The organism is Burkholderia sp. AU27893 (genome assembly GCF_002223205.1).
GTDB lineage: Bacteria > Pseudomonadota > Gammaproteobacteria > Burkholderiales > Burkholderiaceae > Burkholderia.
Window position 1 is genome coordinate 1,383,917 of sequence record NZ_NKFD01000004.1, and the last position, 23,730, is coordinate 1,407,646.

At 64.2% G+C, this 23,730-nt stretch carries 14 protein-coding genes and 1 pseudogene; 3 read left to right on the forward strand and 12 right to left on the reverse strand.

The features are described 5' to 3' along the window. Window positions 1-72: 72 nt before the first annotated feature. The 8 genes from CFB47_RS26090 to CFB47_RS26125 form a co-directional block, all read right to left on the reverse strand. Window positions 73-1,242, reverse strand: coding sequence for an acyltransferase (locus CFB47_RS26090; protein WP_089462751.1), 1,170 nt, complete (start codon window positions 1,240-1,242; stop codon window positions 73-75). Window positions 1,243-1,352: 110 nt separating this feature from the next. Then, window positions 1,353-2,783 (reverse strand): MBOAT family O-acyltransferase, encoded by a 1,431-nt coding sequence (locus CFB47_RS26095; RefSeq protein WP_089462752.1) that lies wholly within the window; start codon window positions 2,781-2,783, stop codon window positions 1,353-1,355. A gap of 52 nt (window positions 2,784-2,835) precedes the next feature. After that, a complete protein-coding gene (locus CFB47_RS26100) occupies window positions 2,836-3,756 on the reverse strand; it encodes an SGNH/GDSL hydrolase family protein (protein ID WP_179250141.1) in 921 nt (306 codons plus the stop codon). Between the two features lie 237 nt (window positions 3,757-3,993). Next, window positions 3,994-5,937: an HAD family hydrolase gene (locus CFB47_RS26105; RefSeq protein ID WP_089462754.1), complete on the reverse strand. Its 1,944-nt coding sequence runs from the start codon at window positions 5,935-5,937 to the stop codon at window positions 3,994-3,996. A 55-nt stretch (window positions 5,938-5,992) separates the two neighbouring features. Then, on the reverse strand, window positions 5,993-6,238 hold the full coding sequence (locus tag CFB47_RS26110; RefSeq protein ID WP_089458051.1) for an acyl carrier protein: 246 nt from the start codon (window positions 6,236-6,238) through the stop codon (window positions 5,993-5,995). 253 nt (window positions 6,239-6,491) lie between these two features. Beyond that, on the reverse strand, window positions 6,492-7,826 hold the full coding sequence (locus CFB47_RS26115) for an oligosaccharide repeat unit polymerase (RefSeq protein ID WP_089462755.1): 1,335 nt from the start codon (window positions 7,824-7,826) through the stop codon (window positions 6,492-6,494). Next, window positions 7,823-10,096, reverse strand: a complete 2,274-nt coding sequence (locus CFB47_RS26120) for a polysaccharide biosynthesis tyrosine autokinase (RefSeq protein ID WP_089462756.1) — start codon at window positions 10,094-10,096, stop codon at window positions 7,823-7,825. The genes CFB47_RS26115 and CFB47_RS26120 overlap by 4 nt, the downstream gene beginning before the upstream one ends. 59 nt (window positions 10,097-10,155) lie before the next feature. Then, a complete protein-coding gene (locus CFB47_RS26125; RefSeq protein ID WP_089462757.1) occupies window positions 10,156-11,382 on the reverse strand; it encodes a polysaccharide biosynthesis/export family protein in 1,227 nt (408 codons plus the stop codon). 128 nt (window positions 11,383-11,510) lie between these two features. Between CFB47_RS26125 and CFB47_RS26130 the strand changes: the two genes are divergently transcribed. Then, window positions 11,511-11,930, forward strand: a complete 420-nt coding sequence (locus CFB47_RS26130) for a hypothetical protein (RefSeq protein WP_089462758.1) — start codon at window positions 11,511-11,513, stop codon at window positions 11,928-11,930. 169 nt (window positions 11,931-12,099) lie between these two features. Here CFB47_RS26130 and CFB47_RS26135 read toward each other — a convergent pair whose 3' ends face one another. Beyond that, a complete protein-coding gene (locus CFB47_RS26135) occupies window positions 12,100-13,956 on the reverse strand; it encodes a serine aminopeptidase domain-containing protein (protein WP_089462759.1) in 1,857 nt (618 codons plus the stop codon). Window positions 13,957-14,534: 578 nt separating this feature from the next. Between CFB47_RS26135 and CFB47_RS26140 the strand changes: the two genes are divergently transcribed. After that, window positions 14,535-15,794 carry an oligosaccharide flippase family protein gene (locus CFB47_RS26140; protein WP_089458046.1) on the forward strand — a complete coding sequence of 420 codons (1,260 nt, stop codon included), beginning with the start codon at window positions 14,535-14,537 and terminating at the stop codon, window positions 15,792-15,794. 472 nt (window positions 15,795-16,266) lie between these two features. Beyond that, window positions 16,267-18,468 (forward strand): glycoside hydrolase family 3 C-terminal domain-containing protein, encoded by a 2,202-nt coding sequence (locus CFB47_RS26145; RefSeq protein WP_089442655.1) that lies wholly within the window; start codon window positions 16,267-16,269, stop codon window positions 18,466-18,468. A 55-nt stretch (window positions 18,469-18,523) separates the two neighbouring features. Here CFB47_RS26145 and CFB47_RS40690 read toward each other — a convergent pair whose 3' ends face one another. The 3 genes and pseudogenes from CFB47_RS40690 to icmH all read right to left on the reverse strand — a co-directional run bounded on the left by CFB47_RS40690 (window position 18,524) and on the right by icmH (window position 23,635). Then, window positions 18,524-18,868 (reverse strand): hypothetical protein, encoded by a 345-nt coding sequence (locus CFB47_RS40690; protein WP_105749912.1) that lies wholly within the window; start codon window positions 18,866-18,868, stop codon window positions 18,524-18,526. Further along, window positions 18,865-22,863 (reverse strand): annotated as a pseudogene (gene tssM, locus CFB47_RS26150) (type VI secretion system membrane subunit TssM). The gene CFB47_RS40690 and the pseudogene tssM overlap by 4 nt, the downstream one beginning before the upstream one ends. A gap of 28 nt (window positions 22,864-22,891) precedes the next feature. Next, window positions 22,892-23,635 (reverse strand): type IVB secretion system protein IcmH/DotU, encoded by a 744-nt coding sequence (icmH, locus tag CFB47_RS26155; RefSeq protein WP_256946755.1) that lies wholly within the window; start codon window positions 23,633-23,635, stop codon window positions 22,892-22,894. Window positions 23,636-23,730 lie beyond the last annotated feature (95 nt).

Below are 23,730 nucleotides of genomic sequence, written 5' to 3' on the forward strand. Positions count from 1 at the left end.
CGATTCCCGAAATCCCGCATTCCCGCATGCCGGCGCCGCAACGACGCCGGCATGCGCCGCGCGCTGCGCCGGTTACCCGGCGTTGACCGGGTTGCCGGTCGCGGCCCGGTGATTTCCGAACATGCGCTTGCCCAGATACGACCTGATCGGTTCTTCGACGAATTTCGCCAGGATGGCGGCGGACACGATCGAAAGAAACGCGGCGAGCATCGCGGTTCGGACAATGTGGATGTCGGCCTGTGGCGCATACGCGAACACCAGCCTTCCGATCGGATAGTGCACGCAATAAAGCGGATACGAGATCCAGCCGAGGAACGCGCTGAGCCTTGCAATCGCCTTGCCGCTGGGCGCGAGCGTGGCCCCCCGGTAAACCAGTGCAGGGGCGACGAACAGCAGGATCGCCACTGAATAGATCCCCTTGATCGACGACGGAAACGCGACGACCGCCAGGAATACGACAAACAGCATGTAGTCGTTCTTCACCAGCCCGCCGATGAACCAATGCGACTTCGCCGGAAGATTCGCGTCGTACATCTTGCCGATCGCGATTCCCAACAAGAACCCGTAGCCCACCCTGAAGAAGCCGCCGAAGAAGTTATCCGCCGCCCAGCCCTGGCTCATCAGGATCGCCAGCTTGTCGTTATCGAGACTGGCGAGGAAACCGTATACGAGGAATGCGACGAGACAGGCGTAGGCCCATCTCGACAGATTGCGCGCGCTCATCCTGATTGCCACGATCAGGACGACGCTCGCGAACATCTCGAAGAACAGCGACCAGGCAGGCGGGTTCAGCGGGAATACGCCGGGATCATTGATGGACGGCAAGCTGTGATTCGCCGCACCGACGAAACCTGACACCGAAAAGCGACCGAGGTACGGAACGAGAAAAAGATTCTGGCCGGTGGCGGCCACCAGGTTGCCCGTCGAGAACCGCGCGGACGAATTGGCCTGCATGACGATAAGGCTGGCGAAGCCGATCGCGAACCCGATGAGAATCATCGGGTACAGGCGTATCAACCGGCGCTTCAGATACTCGCCACGCCATGCGTCCTGGCGCAGCCGTTCACCGTAAGAGTACGCAAGAATGAATCCGCTCAACATGAAAAACATGTCGACGGAAAGATAGGCACCCTGCAGGATCGTGCTCGATAGTTCCTGCAGGAAATGCATGAACATCACGCTGATGGCAGCGATGCCTCGCAAGCCGTCCAGGATTTCGAACTTCTGCTTGTGACTGGCCATGAAAGTGACTGGCTCCGGGAAATATCGATCTTGCAGGTTCGGCACGCGTCGGCGCGCACTTGCACGGGTCCGGCAACCTGCCCCTGCGATCGCCGTACCGCCGACGCGGATCAGAAAGTCTTGTAGACGATGTCCGGCGCGGGCGAATCGGAAATGACCAGCACCAGCACGGTCACGACCGCCAATACCGTGCACCACGAGGTACGGACGTAACGCGACAGGAACAGTCCGGCCATGCCGCCTTGCGTCATACGCGCGTATCCCGCATTGAGCACGGCAAGCGTCACCGTCGCGCCGACGAATACCACCAGCCACACGAGCGCGACGAGTACCGGGCCGAGCGTGGTCGCGATGGCCTGGATTTCGCTCCAGGTCGACCAGAACCACAACAGGCTGAACGCGAAAAACGTGAACGTCAGCCCGCGCGCGCAATGGGTGTAGAGCGGCGTGTTGCACAGCGCGACGTACCGTTTCTTGCCAAGCCATTGGGTCATGCGGATCTGATACAGCTTGTTGACGCTGACGCCCCCGCCCTGCAAGACACCGAAGAACAGGAACATCGACGTCTGCCCGTGCCAGGCGCCGACCAGGAAGAACGTCACGAAGAACGCGACGACACCCAGATACGGCTCCAGTGAACGCGACGGAAAGCGACGCATGAGTGCCATCAGCAGCGGGTTGTAGACGTAGGTCTTGAGCCAGCCGGAGAGCGTGATGTGCCAGCGGCTCCAGAATCCGATGAAGTTGGTCGACGAGAACGGCCGGTCGAAATTCTCCGGCAGCGAGATCCCGAAAAAGCGCGCGACACCGACGACCGTGTCCGTGTAGCCGGAGAAGTTGAAATACAGGTAGACCGGATAGATCGCAGCGATCGTCAGCCCGGTCAGAATGCGCTCGCCGAGCGGTTGCGCCGGCGACAGTTGCGCAAGCGCCTGATGATGGACGTGCGACAGCGCCACCGACACGATCGCCACCTTGAAGAATCCCACGATGACACGCTCGAGCGCGACGCCGTAGTCGATCGCATCCGGCCCCGGCCGCTCGTTCGTCTGCGTTACGCTGTAATCCTGAAAGCGCTGAATCGGCCCCGATACGATCGACGTGAAGTTGAGCACGTAATTCAGATACACCACCGGTGTCACGCGAACCGGCAGGCCCGGACTGCGAGCGTCGATGATGAGGTGGAGCATCCGGAAAAAGATGTAGGACACGCCGATCGTCACGTAAGGGTGCGACAGCAGCAACGCGGACGGCACGAATGTATAGCGTTTGAGCCAGAAGAACAGCGCGATCACGATCGCGAGGATCGGGGCGAACGCCGCCAGCCACTGCTTCGTCTGCATGCCCCGGACGCTCAGATAGCCGACGAGCAGGAATGCGGCGAACGGAATCCACGCGACCGGATCGCGGGAAAACGTGGCCAGGAACAGCAGGTTGGCCACGAGAAATACCGTGTTTTGCCAGGTCAGCGAGCGAGACAGGTTGAAGATCAGCGCGGCAACGGCCGCGAAGGCGAAGAACTGGAAGGATGGAATATTCATCGGGCGGCCTGGATACCGTTCGAAACGATGGCGGCGGCATGCGCCGCCAGATTCAATGTGACCCGCATGCCGACAACGCGGGCGAACCGCCGGTGGTAAGCGCCGTCACCATGCTTTGCGCGACAACGCGCGCGCCGGCGGCGTTCAGATGGTTGTCGACCGGATAGTAGTAATCGGCCGGGTTCGCCGACTGCTTCAGGCTCGAGGCCAGGTCGATGTAGCGCATGCCGTGCTTCGCGGCGATTTCGGCCATCGCGCGATCGAGCGCCCACGGATCGATCCCGCTCGGCAGCGCTTTCGCGGCCAGGAGCCCCGCCTGCGTGCGCTGCGGAATCAGCATCAGCGCCACCGGCACGCCCGTCGCGCGAAACCTGTCCGCGACCGTGGCGGCCACTTTGTCGAACGTCTCGAGCCGCTCGCGCCAGGCGGTCGAAAATGGCGGGCGAAGGAAATCGGCCTTGTCGCCGTATTTCAGATACATCGGCACCTGAATGTCCGGATTTTCGAACATGTAGTGCTGTGCGACGGCAATGGCACGGCTCCCGCTCAGCCAGCCCTTGACACGCGCCATCAGGTCGCTGCGCGGTTCCGGCGCTGCGGTGGCCGCGGGCGCATCCGCGACGTCGGGCAAGTTGATCTTTTCCAGATCGAACGGCGCAACCGTGAGTACCGCTGCATCCGGCTGCAAGGCGAGCGCCGGCCCGATCCGGTTCAGCACCTTGCGGAACGGCAGTTCGTAGACACCGAGATTCTGGACCTCGACCGGCGCGCCGCACATCCTGCTCAAATCCTGTTCCGCCAGCGCCGCGAACGACTGGTCATACGGGAGGCTCGTGCCTTCGGCAAACGACGTGCCGAGCAACGCCACGCGGCGCGTACCGGCGGGCTTCGGCCCGCAATCCTCGGTCGAGCGGAACCCGCACGCGTTGTAGTGGTAAGCGATCCACGGCGTTTCCGGGGTCTTGACCGTCATCGTGCAATTCGGAACGTTGCGCATGCCCTCCGCCGCATCGGCTACACGACATTCGCCCCCGTGCGTTCCCGCGCTCCAGATCGCCCTCGTCACGCATTCGGCGGCGACGAACAGGCAGATCACCGTCGCCACGACGATCAACGGCAGTAGTACATAGTCCCGGCGCGGCAGCCGGCGAGAAACCGCGACGTCATCCGTCTCGCGAAACGACGTGAGTGGTACGGTGTTTTTCATGGTTCAGGCGGCAGCCATCGTATCGAAACCCGCCCGCGTCACGGCGAAGTGACCGGGCGCGATCTCGCGGTCGCTGGCCATTTCCCAGACCGTCGTGCCGTCCGGCTCTTCACGCACGGCTTCGAAACCGAGCTTCGCATAGTGATCCTTGACCAGCGCATTGCGGTCGGTCGGGACATAACGCCCGATCACGCGCGTGACATCGCGCTGGTGCGCATGCTGCAGCACTTCGCGCAACACCATCTGCTCGACCTGGCGCCCGAGCACGCGGCAGCTCATCAACCACGAATCGATCTGCCAGGTATTCGACGCATGTTCGTCGGGCCGGCAAATCACGACCGAGATCATGCCGTTGTCGCCGAACGTATCCGTCAGCCGAACCTGCAGCGTAAAAACTCGCCCGTCGCCTTCGAGCGCCTGGATCTCCGCGTCGGTATAGCGGCGCGTCGTCAAATTGAACTGGTTCGACTTGTTGATCAACTGAACGATGCGTGCCCGTCCGGTATCGTCGAACGGTGCGAAATCGATCTTCATGTCGAGCGAACGCAAGTACGCATCCATGTCGCCGGCCTGACTGCGCAGCGCCACGCGGCGCGCATTGTCCTGGTACATGTCCGCGCGCTTCCGATCTTCCGGCAAGAATGCGAGAGACTCGAAATAGCCCGCGGCGGCCAGGGTTCGCGCGTACAGCGACGGATCATCGGGCAACTCGGGAACGGCGACTTCGGGCAACGTCGTACGAACCAGATTCCGCTCGACCGGATTGTCGTCGAGGAACACCATCGCATCGATACCGAGCGACAGTTCGTCGGCAATCGCGCGAATATTGGTCGCCTTGTCGTTCCAGTTGGCCTGGAACACCGCAAAGTGTTGCTCGCGCAACAGCATTTCAGGGTGTTTTTGAAACGGCAGACGCGCCGTGTCGTCATTGTTCTTCGACGACACCGCGAGCACGATGCCGCGCGCTCTCAGCGAGAGCGCGAGCTGCTGCACCGCGAGATGGGCTTCGCCGACCGCATCGCCCTGCGCCACCTTGATGCCTTCGAGCAAGTCGTCGCCGATCACCCCGCCCCACAGGGTATTGTCGAGATCGAGTACCAGCACGCGTCGGCTCTTGCCGCGCGCCGCGCCGAGCAGCCGGCCCACATGATCCGCATACAGCGGCACGTAGTCGCCGGCAAACGGATACTTGGCCAGATTCCATTGCGCGGGCGAATGCCAGTTCGCGACGCCGACCGTCCCCGCGACATGCGCAACGTCGAACAGGATGTCGTTCGATTCCGCCACCCGCTGCGCGAGTGCTCGATTGAAACGTTCGACGAGATTGAGCGGCGTGCCGGCAATCAGTGCATCCCGGTTGCCGAACAGCGTGTCGGACGGCGGCGCGAGCGTCTGGACGATCGACAGCGCGTTGCCGTGCTGCCTGAAGCCGGCGCGCAGTGCATCGATCTGGTCCAGCGCCGCGGCCACGCCGTGCTGCGCCGCTTCCTCGTCGCCCGGTTGTGCGTTCAGCGGCAACCCGCGGTAGTCCAGGGCCACCAGCACGGCATCGACTTGCGCGCGATTGATCGTCGAATCGGGCGCCAGGGCTTCCTGCATGACCTGCCCGTAGTGTCCCGACACGATCTCCAGCGCAACGCCATGACGCGCGGCGCTGGCGACGAGCGGCAACACGAGATGATCGAGCGTGCCGTTGCCGACCAACCCGAGCCGGAACGGCGTAAGCGGTGCAAGCGTACGCCCCGCGCGCTGCAAGGCAACGATCGCGCGCCCCAGCTTGATCAACTGATTTTCGCCGAGCGCGCAGCTGGCCAGTTGGCGTATGCGACTGCCCAGTCCGGCACCCGGATCATCGTGGATCGATTCGCCGAGCTCGCGGCAGCGCGCGGAGAAATCGTCAGGCGGGCGCGGCAACCAGGCCAGCGCAGTGTACAAATCATCTTTCATCGGGCGGCGCTCTCGGCGAAGCGGGTTCTGGACTGGAAATGCGGGCCGACGCGCGTCATGCGACGTGGCGCTTGCTGATCAGGTCTGCAAATTCACCGACGTTCTTCAGGCCGGAAATATCGGCGGCGGCAAGCTTGATTCCGAACGCGCGCTCGACGCTCAGAACCAGACGGATATGCGACAGGCTGTCCCAGCCGTCGACGTCGGCGGCGGTCAGTTGAGGCGTTGCCACCAGCTCGTCGTCGTCGAATACGTCCCGCAACACATCGGTCAACTTGGCATAGACGGCAGATTGGCTCACGGCGAAGGCATCCTTTGACGTAGGGAAAAATGAACGATGCGATGTACCCGGTCGAAGTCGTTCTCGCGTACGTCATCGCATTGCGTCGGTCAGCGGTTCGTGGCAGCACGACAACCTCGACCATCGTACAAATGCTAGCCCGGCGATCGAATCATTAACGTGCGAAAAGCTACTTTTCCGGGAGACTGCAAGGCTCGGATGCAGGTTTCGACTCGCGGGCGGAATGTCGAGCGGGTGCGCGACCGCGTGCGCCTCACGGCGCGGCAGGACGGGTGAGCGGCGCGACCGACGCCGGTCGCTTGACGAAATAGCGGAACACGACGATCAGCAAGACTGTCGGCACGAAATTCCGTCCACTGAACAAATTCGGAATTCGAAGAATTTCCATGATCGAAACGAAGAGCACGGCATGCGCGCAACACCAGAACCCCGCTCCACTCCGCCAGCCTGCGTAGCTCCGCCCGAACACCCAGCCGAGGACGACCGCATCGAGCAGCCCGAACCAGCCCCATTCGTAAAAGTGAACGAAGATCCCCGACGGATTGTTGAATTCCGGGTCGGCGTAGCTGTTCAGGAACACGGTGATGCTGTCGGTCGAATCGAGCCACGGCTCCAACGGCGCACCGATGATCGGAAAATGCAGCAACCAGTCGAAGGTGAACATGGGATGGCCGCTGCCCCACCCGAGCACGCTCAGTATCCCCGCACCGTTGTTCAGCGCCGTCGAGTAATACAAGCCGAGACGTTCGATCGCGAAATCGAAAATGTTGTCGTAGACGGTGACGTAATAGGCCTCCCACGACCGGTTGTACTCGTTCGCGATGAAGAGCCCGAACAGCAACGGAATCGCGGCGTACGGCCCGAGCGTCAGCAGTCGCGAGAACCGGCCGCGAAGCCGGAACCGCACGATCATGAGCACGCATGGCAGCGCCACCTCGATCAACGCGAGCCGCTCGGCAAAGATGAAGCTGCGCAGCAGCGTCAGCACCGCGAGCACGCCCAGGTAAACCTTGTAGCGGTTCAAGCCCTTGACCGGTGTCTTGAACACGTAGAAATACAGCACGACGTACGGCGCGGCTGCCTGGGTGAACGAGCTCAGGCCCGTGAAGTGCCCTTTCTGCTCGAGCATGACATACGCATTCGCTTCGCCGTGCAGGAACGCCAGCAACAACGCCGGACGCGCGAGAATCCCGCCCAGCAGCATCAGATTGCCGAACATCGCGAGCACGAACACGAAATCGAGTACGCCGGGGAGCAGCTCGGCGGGCGCGGCCGGCGGCCCCCGGCGCGACTGCGCCTCGGTCGTCGCCAGCCACGCCGTCGCCACGACCACCACCAGGAACAGTGCGCCGACCCAGGCGTAATAGCCGTCGAAGTAGAGCCGCGCAATCGATTTCTGATTGACCAGCAGACTCAATGACAACATCCCGTACAACGGCAGGATGAAGATCAGCACGAGCCGGGCGGGATCTTCCCACCAGTAACCCGTGTAAGCACCTGCGTCGCGACCGACACGGGCCGCCTTGCGTGCCGTCGCCCCGCTTTGTCGCGGGCGGGGTCGGCCTTCGCCCACGCCACGCGGTCTCATGAAGCACGTTCCATCTGTTGTCGCGATACCGCCATTCCATTGGCGATCGCCGCGGCCTGATGCGTATTCGTATCCGTATAGCCGTAGTCGTACCGACCCGGCGCGCCCTGGTAATCGTTCAGGATCACGCCGCGCACATCGATATGCGCGTGCTCGAGCCGTCGCGCGCTTTCGTCGAGCTCCGTCAGCGTCGTCACGCCGCTACGCGCGACGAGGAACACCGTGCCCGCCAGACGCCCCAGCACCAGCGCATCGGCGACCGGCAGCAGCGGCGGGCCGTCGAGCACCACCATGTCGTAGCGCGACGCGAGCTGCCCGATCAATTCGGCGAACGCGGGCTGGAGCAGCAGTTCGCCCGGATCGGGAACGACGCTGCCCATCGCGATGAAATCGAGGCCCGGAGTCACGCCGCGCTTGATTGCCTCGTCGAGCGCATGGGTGCCCGCCACCACGTCCGACAGCCCCGGCGCACGGCTATAGCGGAACCGGTCGTGCAGCGAACCCTTGCGCAGATCGGCGTCGATCAGCAGGACCCGCCGTTTCGCGGCACCGGCGAGCGACGCGATATTCGCAGCGACGAACGACTTGCCGACGCCCGTCGTCGGCCCGGAGATCAGCACGACCCGATTCGACGCGGCCGGCATCGCCAATTGCAGCGACGCGCGCAGACCGCGCAAGCTTTCGAGCGCGGCGTCCTGCGCGCCGACCGGCGCAATCGACGTGCGCGGACCGGGCCGGCCGGCCTTGGACCGCAGTTCCGCGGCCGCCGCGATCGCGCTGTGCGGGACGGTCGCGAACACCGGCAGCCCCGTCGCCCATTCGATTTCTTCCGCGTCGCCGATCGTGCCGACGACACGCTGCCGGGCGATCACGATCGCCGCGCCAGCCAGCAGGCCCACCATCAGGAGACCGACCACTGCAACCCCGCGATGCGGACCAATCGGCTGCTCGGCGATCTTCGCCGTATCGACGATCCGCACGGTGCCGGTCTTGCTGGCACGCGCGAGGACCATCTGCTGGCGCGTATTGAGCAGGTTCGTGTACAGCGCGGTATCCACGGCCACGTCGCGCTGCAGCTGCAGCACGCCCTGCTCCACGGTCGGCAGCTGCTGGATCTGCTTGCGTGTCGTGTCGAGCGAGCGCTGCGCATCGGCGAGCTGCGCATCGACGGCCGCAACCGCCGGATGCTTCGGCATGAAGCGCGTCATCAGTTCCTCACGCCGCTGCTGCAGCGTCTGCACGCGCGTCTCGATGTCGACCGCCTGTTGCCGCAATGCCAGCGCTTCGTCGCTCGTATTGACCGTCCCGTGCGACGCACGGAATGCGTTGAAGCGGTTTTCCGCCGCCTCCAGCTGGGCCTTCAACTGCGGCAACTGGCCGTCCATATAGCGGATCAGCTTGTCGGCCGCCTCGGACTTGCGTTGCGTGTTCTGCGCCAGATACGCGTCGCCGATCGCGTTCAGCACGCGGCTGTCCTGCACGGGATCGGTGCCGTCGAGCGTCACGCCAACCATGTTCGACTGCTTGCCGCGCTCCGAGATCAGCGCGTTCTTCTGCAGCCACGTGGACGCCTCCTCGTCGCTGTAACGCGTCAGGTCGAAGCGTGCGCCGGGCTTGCCGGCCACGCCGCGCACGAACACGTCGATCGCGCCTTCCGGCGTCTCGACGTGCAACGGCTGGCCGATACGGCCCTGCCACATCGGCCCTTTCCGGCCGAAGAGGCCGGTGCGCTGCAGCGTATAGGCGCCGTCATCGCCGACGGTCAACGCGAAGCGCTTGCCAAGCAGTCGTTTCGGCACGTCGAAGGTCGGCACGTCGATGCGCTCGGTGCCGTACACGTATCCGCCCGGCAACGGCGACGACAACCCGTCGGCGGCATTCACGAACCGCCAGCCGATCAGCGGCAGGTAATGCGGTCGGGCGTCGAGCGCGAGGTTGGTGCTGTCGATCGCGCGATCGAGCACCGCGCGGGATTTCAGCACCTCGATCTCCGTCGATGCATCCGTCTTCAGATCGAACACCGACGATGGATCGCCAGGCGGCGACGTCTGCTTCGAGTCGGTCTGGCTTTGCTCGACCTGGAACAGGATGTCGGAGCGGTAGACGGGGGCCGCGCACAGCGCATACAAGCCTCCAGCAATCGCGCCCGCAAGCGCCGTGCAAAGGATCAGGCGCCGGCCGCCATACAGCACGCCCCAGTAGCGGCGTACCGAATGGGACGGCCGCGGAATGCGCCCGCTGTGCGAGTCAGGCAGGGTCGAAGTATTCATACAGCCTCAGTCCCGTATGGCGCGACGCACCGTCGCGGTCACAAAATCCGCCGCGAATATCACGGCGAAATGGCTTTCGCCGTCAGCGCACCTTGCGCGGACGATGGAATCAGCAGGTTCACGACGCGGCTCCAGCGCACGAGCGACGACGCATCGACGAACACGACGTCGCGCCGCTCGAGCGGAAACTGGTCGGCAAGCGCGAACGACGCGGGCGAGCTGCCGTCGAGGTGGTACACCCGCGGACGGTTGTCCGGGCCACGGCGCACGACGAACACCTGGCGCGCGTCGGACGTGTATTGACTCACGCCGCCCGTGTCGCCGAGTGCCTCACCAAGGCTCATCCGGCCGTCGGTCAATGTCAGCGTCGCGGGTCGCGACACCTCGCCGAGCACGAACACTTTCGCGTCGCTCGCCGCGCGCACGCGCACGAGATCGCCGTCGCGCAACAGGATGTTCGACGGATTCACGCCCGCCGAAATCAATGCGGGCAGGCTCACGTTCACGGTCTTGTCGCCGCGCGTCACCGATACCTGCGAGCGGTCTGCCGTCGGGGTGAAACCGCCCGCACGGTCGATCGCCTCGGGCAGCGTCATCGGCATGTCGTTGACGATCTGCAGACCCGGCGTGCGCACCTCGCCGTCGAGATAGACGCGCTTGCTGCGGTAGCTCTGCACGCGCAGCGAGAGCTGCGGCTTGCGCACGTATTCGCCGAGCCGCTTCATCAGCAGCGCGCCTGCCTGCGCCTCGGTCAACCCGGCCACGTGAACGAGGCCCGCGTAAGCGAACTGCACGTTGCCGTTCGCATCGACCGTGTAGCCCGTCGCGACCGAGCTGGCGCCGACCCCGTCGCCGCCACCGACCGTCTGCGTCGTCGGCAGGTTCAACTCGGGGTGGTCCCAGACGACGATGCCCAGCACATCGCCAGGGCCGATCGTGTACGGCACCGGCTTGCCGAACAGCTGGCGGATTTCCGCGTCGACGTTGGCCGGCCGCCCCGCATGGTGCTGCGCGACGAAGGCCGGCGTGATCTCGATCAGATCCTCGCTCGACACGTTCTGCACGCCGTCGAGGCCGCCCGATCCCGATGCGTCGGCGCTCACGCGCGCATTCGCGTCGCGCTCGGCCGGCGGGTGATAAGTCATGCCCGGCGACAGCGCACATGCGCTCAGTGCGCACGCGGCGGCCGCGATCGCCAGGCGCGACTGCCACGATGCGCGACGGGCGACGGCCCGGCGTGGCCCAGGCGTGCCGAGCGTCGATTCCGGTTGCGTGGTGATTGACATGATGTCCTTCCAAAACTGTGCGGTAACCCGCCGAACGCGGCGAATTCCGGCATTACGCTTGCCCAGCGCGGCTCGCATTGCATCGCCGCACCGCCCTCTTCACCGCACGTCACTCCATACGATTCGTCATGAACTTCTCTTCATCGCTTTCGTCGTTCGTCTGCATCGTGTCGGCCGGCTTCGTCTGTGCCGCCGGTGCGCAGACGCTGTCCAGCAGCCCCGCCGACACCCCGTCCTTTGCGTCGTCGACGCTACCGGGCCTGGTGCCGCCACAACGTTCGGCGCAAGCGGCGGTCGCACGCGCGGCCGCCGAACCTGCCACGCCCGCGTCCGCGACTGCCGCGCCCGCGCTCACGAGCCCCGCCGCGAGCGCCGCCGTTCAGCCCGACCCGCGCGCCCACGGCACGTTGCGCCGGCCGCTCGTCCCGGCGCGCCCGCATCGCGCGCAGGTGGCCAGTACACCGGCCGACGACGTATGGGGCAGTGGCACGTTGTACGCATCGCCCTACGCGAAATCACCCTTTGACGCGCCAGCCGATCCGGACTGAAGCACCCGGCCGGTCATGCCTCGGCATGACCGCGCATGCATCGATAAGGGATTGGACACCACGGCAAACGGCGCGTCTGTGAGCAACCCCACCGAACGCCCATCTTCATACGCGAGCGCGATCGCACCCCGACGCGCCACTGCATGCGACGCATGCGGCACAGCGCACGTCACGGCCTGCCGACCGACACGCTCCCGTACGATCCTGCGGCCGCTTCGAGCGTGGCAGGATCGGAGACGCGCACGACCGGCCTCGCCGAATCACGGCCGAGTGCCTGCATGCAAAGCCCGATCACGATGTCCGTGCCGACCGCGCCGTACACCGCGTGATCGACCTGCGGCTCGAGATGCAGTCGCACGTGACGCGAGTGCCTGAACGCGCGCTCGATCGCCCCGAAGTGGCGCCGCACGTCGTCGATGCCGGGATCGAGCGCGCCGTACACCAGCGTCGTCCGGACATTGCGTTGCGCCAGCACGTGCATCACGCCGCGTGGCGTGCCGGGGCGCGGCTTCCAGCCGAAGCGCGCGGCGGCCTCTTTCATCGGCACGCTGACGCGCGCGATCGCATTGGCGGCGACGGCCCCCACGATCGGCCGCAGATCGCGCCGTTCGCGCACGAGGCCCTTCCACTTTTTCCAGTCGCGCACCGATAGCCAGTAGCCGCGCACCGAATTGTTCCGCTGCTTCTGCACCGCCTCCAGCGAGAGCCCGGCCGGCCACACGAAACGCGCCAGGTTGATCGCGATCACGCCGCCGAGCGACGGCGTCTTCACGGCCGCATGCAATGCTGCATAGGCGCCCGAACAGATGCCGGTTGCGATCACCTCCGGGTAGCCGAGTGCACGCAGCCAGTCCGCGGCGGCCGCCACGTCGTCGCTCGACTGCGGTGCATACACGACCGGCGCCTGGTCGTCGGGCGCGGCAGCCCCGCTGTCGCCCACGCCATGCACGTCGATCCTCAGCGTCGTCACGCCGGCGCGTGCGAGCGTGCGCGCGAGGCGCACGCTGAAGCGCCCTTCTCCGCTGCGCGGATTCGTCGACGTGTTCGCGATCACGAGTGCCGGAGCGACGGGATTTGCCGGCCCCGTATCGGCGGGACGGCACAGCACGCCGACCACCCGGTCCGGCCCTACCGCGACGACCTGCTCGGTCATGTCCGTCATGTCGAGCGCGACAGCCGACTCGCCATTCCATGCCGGATCCAGCGGCCGCGCGGGGTCGATGCCTGTCGCCGCGCGCGGCGCCCGTTCGGCGATCCAGTTCGCGAGCGTGTCGATCGCGTCGAGCGGCAGGCGCGAGCGCGTACCGTCCAGCATCGTCGTCGACCATTCGCGGAACGAATCGGTGGCCACGTCGACGCCGCGCGCGAGCAGTGCATCGCGCAACGCAGGGCCGTCCCCCTGATCGGGATCGATCAGCAGCACCGCACCGGGCAACGCCGCTGCATCGCGCACGACGTCGCACAGATCGACCGCCTTCAGCGCATCGACGAAATCGTCGGGAAAGCGGTGCCCGAGCACGTTCATGCACGGTTCGTCGCGATGTGCGGCACGAATGGCCGGCGACGTGATGTCGAGCCACTGGCGATGCACGAACGACATCTCGCGGAGATACGCGCGCCCACGCACGACGGGCGCGAACGCCGCCAATGCGTCGACGCGCGGCGACGGACGCTGGCCGCTGCCCACGGCGGCCAGCATCGCGAACAGCGCGCCCGCACGGATTCCGACGAGCGTCAGCGACGCGACACCGACCTGGTCGCGCAGCATGTCGATCGCATCGTGAATGCTGTCGATGCACGCGGCATAGCGACCGGCATCGAGATCGTCGCCCGCGGAGTCACCACTGCACGGATAGTTGAATCGCAACACCGTGACGCCGTTACTGGCAAGGCGCTCGGCGATCGCCCGCATGAGCTTGTGCGTCCACGATGCCTCGTGGCCCAATGCTTCGCACAGGACCACCCCTTGTGTCGTCTGTCCCTCGTGCAGCCACCCCACGCAGCTGCCGAACGTAATCGGCTTCAATCGGTACTCCTCGGATCGGTATTTTTATCGGACGCGGACGCGTGTTCCGGCGGCTCCACCGAAATGAGCGATTCCACGATCGTGCGACTGCTCGACGAACACACGGCGGCGCCCCCAGCCGCGCCCCTGCGCGGCCCGCCCTGTTTCGTTCGTTACCCTGCCCGCATGCCCGCGGGAGGTGATGTTGCGTGCCCGGCACGCCGTCACGGTTTGCGCCGGGAACCCGTGCGGCGTGAGCCAAAACTGTGCGTTCGATTAAAGCACCCGGTTCGAGCGTCCTTCGGTGCGCCAGCTTACAAATGGATTCATCACGGTCGCGATACGACGAGACGACGCGCGACGGCGTGCGCGGTGTCGGGATCCACGCATACCGTGCGCACGGCATCCGCGAACAGTAGGCTCGCGAACACAGTCGTCTCGTGCGGCCGGTATCATGGCCGCCATACGATGATGTGGCCGTGCCCGGCGACGCCGGACGCGCCACCCACCCATGCACCCGGGTCAGCGCCGACCGGATGCACACACGCATCGCGGCCCCATGCCGCCGCACCGCGACACCCACGGCGCCGACCGAGCGAATGTCTAACCTCAAGAAGAACTTCCTGCTGCTGCTGACGTTGCAGATTTCGATGTACGCGGTGCCGCTGATGATCGCACCGCTGCTGACGCACGCACTGGGGCCTGAAGGCTACGGCCAACTCGCGTTCTCGCTCGCGGTCATCGCCTACCTGACCAACTGCACGAGCTACAGCTTCGACCTGACCGCCACGCCGCGCATCGCGCTCGCCCGCGACGACCGCGCCGAGCGCTCCCGTATCTTCTGGGCGACGTTGTACGCCCAGATCGGCATCGCCATCATCTGCTTCATCGTGCTGGTCGCGCTGACTTTCCTGTTCAAGCGCTTCGGCGAGGACCGCGATCTGCTGCTGATCGGTTTCGGCATGGTGGCCGGCGTGGCGTTTACGCCGGGTTGGTATTTCCAGGGCATGGAGAAACTGCGCGCGCTGAGCGTGATCCTGTTCATCGGCCGCATCCTGAGCCTGCCCGCGATGTTCGCGCTCGTGCACAGCCCGGCGGACATCGACCGCGCGATGATCGTCAACGCAGCCGTCCCGACGCTGTCCGCGATCGTGCTGGCCATCTACCTTTATGCGCAGCGCGAAATCGACTTCATTCGCGTTGAGTTCTCCGACATCGCGGAATCGCTGAAAGGCGGCTGGCAGGTGTTCCTCGCGTCGACGTCCATCGCGTTCTATGCGTCGACCAACACCGTACTGCTCGGCTTCGTATCGGGCAACGTCGCGGCAGGCTACTTCGCCGCCGGCGACAAGCTGATCCGTGCGGCGCTCAGCATGCTGCAACCGCTGAAGGCCGCCACCTATCCGCGCATCAACTACCTGATGCGGCACGCGCGCAACGATGCGTTCTCGTTCCTGCGCAAGCTGTTCGTCGTCCAGGTTGCGATGGTGCTCGGCATCTCGCTCGTGATCTTCTTCGGCGCGCCGCTCGCCGTGCGCATCCTGTATGGCCCTTCGTACGAACCGACGGTCCAGGTGCTGCGCTGGATGGCCTTCATTCCGTTCATGGCCGGCATGACCGACCTGTTCGGTGTGCAGACGATGCTGCCGCTCGGGATGAAGTCCGCATTCACGCGCATCCTGATGTCATCGGGCATTCTGAACATCGTGCTGGTACCCGTGCTCGCCAAGTACTTCGCCGAGCTGGGCGCAGCCGCCGCCGTGCTGACGGCCGAAGCGGCGGTCGCCGCGGCACTCGCCACCGTCGTCTATCGCGCCGGGATTCCGCTTCCCGGCAGTCCGGTCGCGCGACGCGGCTAGCGCGAGGTGGCCGGCATCGTACGGTGTTCCATTCGATGCGAGCGCAACGAACCGCACCGTGCCACACGTCTCCTGATTGCCCGCCGCCTCCGCACGCTCGCACACGGGTACTTCTTACTCCTCCGCGCACGCTCGATCGGGAACGATGACCGTCTTTCCGCCCCGCTACGCGCCCCTACGAAATAAAGATCACACGTATCGGTAGAAACACCGATGCTGTAGTCAAACTACATTTGTACGATTGGTCGCTGCAGAGAATCGCTACATCCGATTCGGCAGCGCCGGGCGGTCCGCGTCGCCGTCCTCGATGTTCGATCGGGCCCAACCGGCCGTAACGATTCCCCGCCTGGCCCGGCATGCCGACGCGCAACCACCCAGCATTGCCGGCCAATTGCGTCCGGTGCGAATCCACCGGACGTGCGCAGCTCCAGACATCATCCGAACAACCGGCAATACGATCATGGAGAGCAACATGCGGGACACACTCTGGCCGGCCGTCGTGCTGGCAGCGACCCTCTGCACCACCGCCTACGCGGGCGACGCCGATTTCAACGCGCAGGCCGACGCGACCGATGCATTCGCGTCGGCCGCGGCGGCTCGGCGCGCTGACCTGCTCGTGCGCAAGATGACGCTCGACGAAAAACTTCAATTCATTCATTCGCAATACGAAATGTCCAAGGTGCCGGGCGGCGGCGCCGGCTACATACAGGGGGTGCCGCGCCTCGGCATTCCCGACCTGAACATGGTCGACTCGGCGACGGGTTCCGGCAGCACGTCGCAGGCCAGCACGACGTTCCCCGCGACGATCGCCGTCGCCGCGAGCTGGGATCGCCGCCTGTCGTACGACTTCGGCAAGCAGGTCGCGATCCAGTTGCGCGCGCAAGGATTCGGCATGGGCCTCGGCGGCGGCACCAACCTCGCGCGCGAACCGCGCGGCGGCCGCCTGTTCGAATACCTCGGCGAGGATCCGCTGCTGGCAGGCGACCTGCTCGCCGAACGCACGCTCGCCACGCAGCGGCAGAAAGTCATCGCGACCATCAAGCACTACGCGGGCAACGAGCAGGAGCACGGCCGGATGGGCGGCAACACGCAGATCGACGAACGCACGCTGCGCGAGCTTTACCTGCTGCCGTTCGAGATCGCCGCGAAACGCGGGCGGCCCGGCAGCGTGATGTGCAGCTACAACCGCCTGAACGGCACCTATGCGTGCGAGAACCCCCATCTGCTGAACGACGTGCTGAAGAACGAATGGGGTTTCCAGGGCCAGGTGCAGTCCGACTGGGGCGCCACGCACAGCACCGCCGCCGCGATCAACGCCGGGCTCGACGAGGAAGAAGACGTCGGGCCGAGCGTGTACCTGACGCCGGCGGCGGTCAAGCAGGCGATCGCGAACGGCTCGGTGTCGACCGCGCGCCTCGACGACATGGTGCGCCGCAAGCTCGCCGTGATGATCCGCGTCGGCGTGATGGACGATCCGGCCAAAGGCGGCGGCACGATCGATTTCGCGGCCGGAAACCGGTTCGCGCAATCCGCTTCCGAGCAGTCGATCGTTCTGCTGAAGAACGACGGCAACCAGTTGCCGCTCGCCGCGTCGGCGCTGTCGCGTATCGCCGTGATCGGCGGCCATGCCGATGCGGCCGTGCTGTCGGGCGGCGGCTCGGGCAACACGCGCGACCCCGTATCGGGATCGTTCGCGGGGTGCGGCGGCCTGACGTTCGGGTCATCGACCGGGTGCAGCTGGTGGCGCAATCCGTGGCTGAAGGTCGACGTGCCGATCGTCGCGGCGATCCGCGCGCTCGCACCGGCCGCGCAGGTCACGTATGCCGGCAACAGCGATCAGCAGTCGCCGTTCCGCGCGTACACGCAGCAGGAGATCGACCAGGCCGCGGCACTCGCGGGCCGTTCGGACGTCGCGATCGTCGTGGTCGCGCAGCCGGCCGGCGAGGATTTCGGCGATCTCCAGAGCCTGAGCCTCGCGAACCCGTCGAACCAGGATGCTCTGGTCGAAGCCGTCGCCCGCGCGAATCCGCACACGATCGTCGTCGTCCAGAGCGGCAACCCGGTGCTGATGCCGTGGAAGGACCAGGTCTCCGCGATCGTCGAGGCGTGGTATCCGGGCGAAGCCGGCGGCAAGGCGATCGCGAACGTGCTGTTCGGTGCGGTCAATCCGTCCGGCAAGCTGCCCGTGACGTTCCCCGCGCGCGATCAGGATTCGCCGACCTGGGGGCAAAACGGCGCGTTCGACAACGATCCCGTCTATGCGGAAAAGCTGAACATGGGCTATCGCTGGTATGACGCGCACAACATCAAGCCGATGTTCGAGTTCGGCTACGGGCTGTCGTACACGCACTTCGCGTATTCGGGGCTGTCGGTGTCGAAGCAATGGGACGGATCGCTGAGCGTCGCGTTCACGGTGCGTAACGACGGGCGCGTCGCCGGCGCGGAAACGCCGCAGGTCTATCTCGGCGTGCCGTACAAGGACGAACCGCCGAAGCGGCTGGTCGGCTGGGAGAAGATCCGGCTGAATCCGGGCGAGGCGCGGCGTGTGCGCGTGACCGTGTCGCCGCGGATGCAGAGCGTGTGGGATACGTCGCGTAACGGCTGGCGCGTGGTGCCGGGCGGAACGGTGTACGTCGGTGCGTCGTCGCGGGATATCCGGTTGCAGGGGCACTGAGCGGTCATCACCCGACGGAAGCGCCGCGTGCGTCGTGCGCGGCGCTTCCGAAGCGTCACGGCAAGACGATGTGCTTTATCCAGAACGGCGCAAAATAACCGATGCATGTCCCGATAAGAATTGCGAGTACATAGCCTTCTGCCCCAGACGCCAGCATCCAAGCTACAAGCAGACTTCCAGCGACTGAACAGGAAATCTGCCAGATCGTTGGATACCGAAAAGCTTTCGGCTCCAGCTCCGGAACGGCTATGGCACCGAACAAGGCACCCATTACGCCGAGAACGATGACAGCGTCGAGCGAATACCCCGCTGATATACCTCCAAATACAACGAATAGGACGGTGGAAACGGCGACAATGGCAACAATCGTTTTGATATGAGTGAATTTTCCCCGGATCATCGATTACCTTTGGCATGCAACACTGTTGTTGAGGACATCGCGGTACGCTCCCCTTTCTGGACAACCGGAATCGATCCGCGCGGCAGTCCCACCGGAGGGCCACTGTCCGGCAGATTGAACATAGGCATCGTGCTCGGACACCGGAACGTCGTCAGCACATCGCTTGTCAGCGGGTTTGCGACACTTCCTGCGCTCGCGATGTCGAGTGCGGCTTCCCGACCGTCAAAACTGAACACGACTCGCGTGCGGCCCGGCGTGGCCGCCTCGACAACACGACCTTTCCGGAGCAACCGCATCAGCGCCCACGGCCCGTCCGCGGCGATCGTCGATGTGTCTGGCCAGACGGTCGGGCTCGCCATGATTTGAGCGTGGACTCCACCACGCGGTCCCGGCCAAGTCACCGTGAAGGGCGCGACCGGACCGTGTCGGTAAAGCGTCGTCTGTCCGTCGATATCGAGCGACAGGCTCATGATTGACGGGTCGAGTTCAGGAATTCGGATGTCAGCCTTCCAGCTCGGTTTCTTGCGATCAGGATCGTTGAAGAAAATGTCGCGAATCGCCTTCGCATGCTCGAACGGTTCCAGGTCCGGCCCCTGCACGGGTTCGGTCGCGCCCGGCAGCGTCCGGTAGCGCCACGGCTTCGCAGCCGTGTCGACGAACGGTGCAAGCGTTTTCGCGAAGAAATCGTCGATCACGCCACCTTGTGCAAACACCCGAGTGAAATCGTCAATGCTGACGTCACGCTTGCTATCAGGCGAGAACGGATAGTTGCTTTCGATCGTCATTCGACAGGTGTCTGCAACTACCGCCTGCATCTGGCGCGACAGTAACTGGCCGATACCCTGATTCACGCCACGTGAGCCATCGACAGCGAGTTGACGCAAGACTGCCCGGAACGGCGTCGGCATCGTGTCAGCCGTCATCTTGAGCTTTGCAGCACTCTCGCTTTTCGGCGGCATGCTGTTGTTCAACAGCGCATTGTCGGAAATCGTGAGTGTCGTGTAGTAATCGTTCAACAGATCTGTGACGCCATCCAGGCCCGTCTTCTCCGCCGGCGGACTGGACAACTGCGTATCCGGCAACACGTCGGCATGGCCAGTCACGACCTAGCGCAATGCCGCGAAATGGCTATCGACCAACTCGCGTTCAACCTGTTCCGACTCGCGAGGCCCCAGTATCCTCTCGGTTTGCTGGTTGACGGCGTCAGTCGCTTTTTCAAGGAAGGAGGCGTCGGCTCTCGCCATTGGTCGCGTCAGCGTCGTTTCGCGTGCCGCCGCGCGCGCGAGACGCGTCAGCGGTGAATCTGGTGCTGCGAAACTTCGCAGCACCTTCAAGCTGAAGGCAAGGCTCGTTCCGCTCACGACACGAATGTCGTCGAGAAACGCCTCCCATTGTTGAGCGTACTCCGTCAGGTACAGGCGCCTGATCGCCATCGACAGCGCGCCCCCATCTCGACTCGATACGTTCAGCACCCCAACCGAACTACCAGAGGAATCACCCAGCGGCCGACGCCCCATTACCCAGGCATCATCGTCGCTTGCCGTCTGAAGAAACTCCGGCAGGCGTTTGTCGAACATCGCTCGATATCCATCCAGCGTAAAGAGTCCCGGCACGCCGCTGGACAACGATGCTCCGCTGGCCCGCGTAAACACGACGCCTGCTTGTGGTCCAACCACGCGCAGCAGCGAAAATTCGTCGGGCGCGTCTTTCAACATCGCCGCTTTCGCGCGCTGATACAAACGATCGACTGGATTGCTGCCATCGAGAAATGCACGCGCCTGCCGGATCAGCCCTTCGTTACGGGACAGTGGCGACTGCACTACATGTCCTTCGGAAAACAGCCGCTGCACGTGATCGATCATTGCGGCGCGCCCACCGAATATTGCGGCACTGTCGTATCGTGCCCAATCGTCCAGCACCCACCCCCTGATGTCGTTCGCGTTGAACCGTGCCCTGTCGTAGAGCATCAGGTACACGCGCAACGTATCGTACGCAGCCTTGGCGTCACCGCTCGCCGAGGCATCGTTTATCACGACCTCCATCCTGCGAACTATGTTCGGCAATACAACCTGCTCCGACAGAGCCTCGTATACGTGACGACTTCCGGACTCGATCATGTCCAGCCGGTCCGCGCCGAGCCGAAATGCGACGTCGGGATCGGCGACGAGGTGCGTTGTGTCACGCAACAATTCGTTTGCACTGTCCAACACCATCGGAACACGCTCAGGAGCAGTAGAAAGGTTGCTGCGTGCAAGCAAAGCGGCCAGTGAGCGTGCCTTTTGCCCCAGCGTAGCAAGGGCCGTCCGTTCCGCTGTGAAGCTGCTCCAAAGATTCGCGCCTAACCCCACGGCGATCAGCCACACGAGCGAGTGTCCCAGCCACCGCTGCAGTCGCGCACGATGCTCCCGACTCCGGTTCGGACATGCGAGGCGCCCCTCGCGAAATACGACCCCGAAAAACAGATCGCGCAGGAAGTAGCTGGCTTCGCTACGCTCTCCTCGCCTGTCATTCGAGTGCGCACTGGATGCGCCGATCATGCGTTGCAACAGCGTGTTCCGATCCGCGACGACCTGCTGGCCGGTCTGACTCGCGCTCGTCAGGTAAACACCTCGGAGCATTGAATTCGGTACCGTCGGCACACCATTGTCGCTCCCGGCGAGCACTTGTCCGAGCAGATCTACCAACGGGTTCGTGAGCGCTGAAAATGCCTCCGGCAGCATCGCCAGACGGCGACGACGTGCCACATCGGTTTCATTGCGAAGCAGACCACTCACGCCATCCGCAAGACGTGTGGCCAGCAAATTCAATTCTGCGCGAATCGCCTCAGCCGCCCGTGCCTCAGGGTCGGGCTGCAATGTCACGCCCCATATCTGCGCACGATCTTGCTCCCCGAGCGATGAGAAATAGTCAGTGAAGCCTGGAAGCCGGTCTACCTTCGTGACAATCAGCCAGACGGGAAATCCGGTTCCAAACTCGGCTTGCATTTCATCGAGACGCGCTCGCAATGCGCGGCTCTCGGCCGCGCGTACGTCGGAATCCGCATGCGTCAACGCAGCAACATTGATCGTCAACAGCACGCCATTCAGCGGCAGACGGGGGCGGATACGGCGAAGCAGTCGAAGAAATCCTTTCCATTCCGCCGCATCAGCCTGCTCGCGGGCAGTGCTTATGTCGGTTGGCCGCTTGTTGCGTATCCCCTCATTCCGCGTATCCGACAGTTCCGCCGTCAGACGGTAGCGCGACGTGCCGTGCCGAACATAGTGGCCGGCCGTATCAATCAGCACAGCCTCATTGGTTATTCGCCAACCCGGCAAAGCCCGGGCGTCATCGGGCGCGAGCGAATGCTGAAGTTGTGCATCCAGCGGGAACGCCAGGCCCGCGTTTAACAGCGCCGTGGTCTTGCCCGAATCCTTCGAGCCCAGCACGGCATACCACGGCACCTCGTAGCGATACGCTGGCCCTCGAAACAGTCGCGCCAGCCCGCGGGCGCCCCCGCGCCGGGCTTTCAACTGCTTGATCGCGGTGCTGGCCATGTCTTCGATCTCCGCCAGGCGCGATGCAGCCAGCGGCCGGGCACCACCCTTACCGAGTCGAAGCAAACGCCTGAGCTGGCCCGGATACCGGCGCATGCGCTTCCACCATCGGACCGACATGGCGATGGCATACACGAACACAACGCCGATCATTGCCAGAATGCGGGCCATCACGGATGCAAACAGCGGTTTGCCGGCCAACGTCATGAGCGGAAAGGCATGCCAGATCGTGAGACAGAGCAGCGCGACGGTTACGATGCTCGTCGACCAGTCGACCAGCCACAGGATCCATACGGCGAGCACCAAGGCGATCAAAGTCAGGCGAATGCCGACCGAAGCGAGTGGATTCAGTCCACCGAAACTCACCATCGGCCCTGCAAACCAGATCGCAGCAGCAGCAACGATCACCGTCACGACTGCCCATAGATGACGCGAGCGTAGAAACGAGAGAATCTTCTTCATGTGTACGGTGAATGGCGTCCAACTCGCACTACCGTGCCGGACTGGCCCTCGGTGGATCGATCGCGCTGCCTGTCGTCGCGACACGCGCAATGCTGGAGAGTTGTCGCTGCACGTCGTTCGCTTGCGCACCCAACTCGATACGGCAGAAGGCATACAGCGCGCAGAGCGTCACTGACAGCAAGGCCACCGACATCCACACCGGGATTTCGAAATGGAATGTTTGTCGAATCGTTACGGTAGATTGCGCATGAGGTGAGAGCGCGTGTGGAACAGACGGCAGATACACGGCAATCGCGTTGTAAATTCGCTCTCGTACGCGGTCGTGCATGCCAAACACCCTGCCATGCGGATACCGACCTTCAAACCCCAGGCTGAAAATCCGGTAGATCACATCGAGCAATGGCCAGTGATCGGCGTCGTCTTTCAACAAACGCAGCGACAGTGTGTAGATCTTCGAACCGCCCTGATTGTCTTCGCCGATACGCTGAGTCAGCGCGTCGGCAGCCCATGCGACACACCCCGACGTATCGCCTCGCGATGCAAGTCCGCGCATTGCGGCCTCGTCCAGTGCTGTACATAGGCAATATCGTGCGCCGATCATGTGCTCGCTGCGGACGTTGGCCCTCACACATAGGCGCTCGAACACGCGAACTTCGTCCATCAGCAGGTCGCGCAAGCGTTCGTCATGGCCGATGCCGATTAGCTCCGGCATGTCCACAAGTGCTCGAAGCAGCACCCTGCTTGCCTCCAGCAAGGCATTGCGGTGGCCCATTACCGACGCCAGCCTAGTCTGCTCGTCCTCGGGCGGCGAAAGCGGTCCCAATGGACGACTACGGCGCGTGTTGCGACGCTGCCTTGTACTCTTGC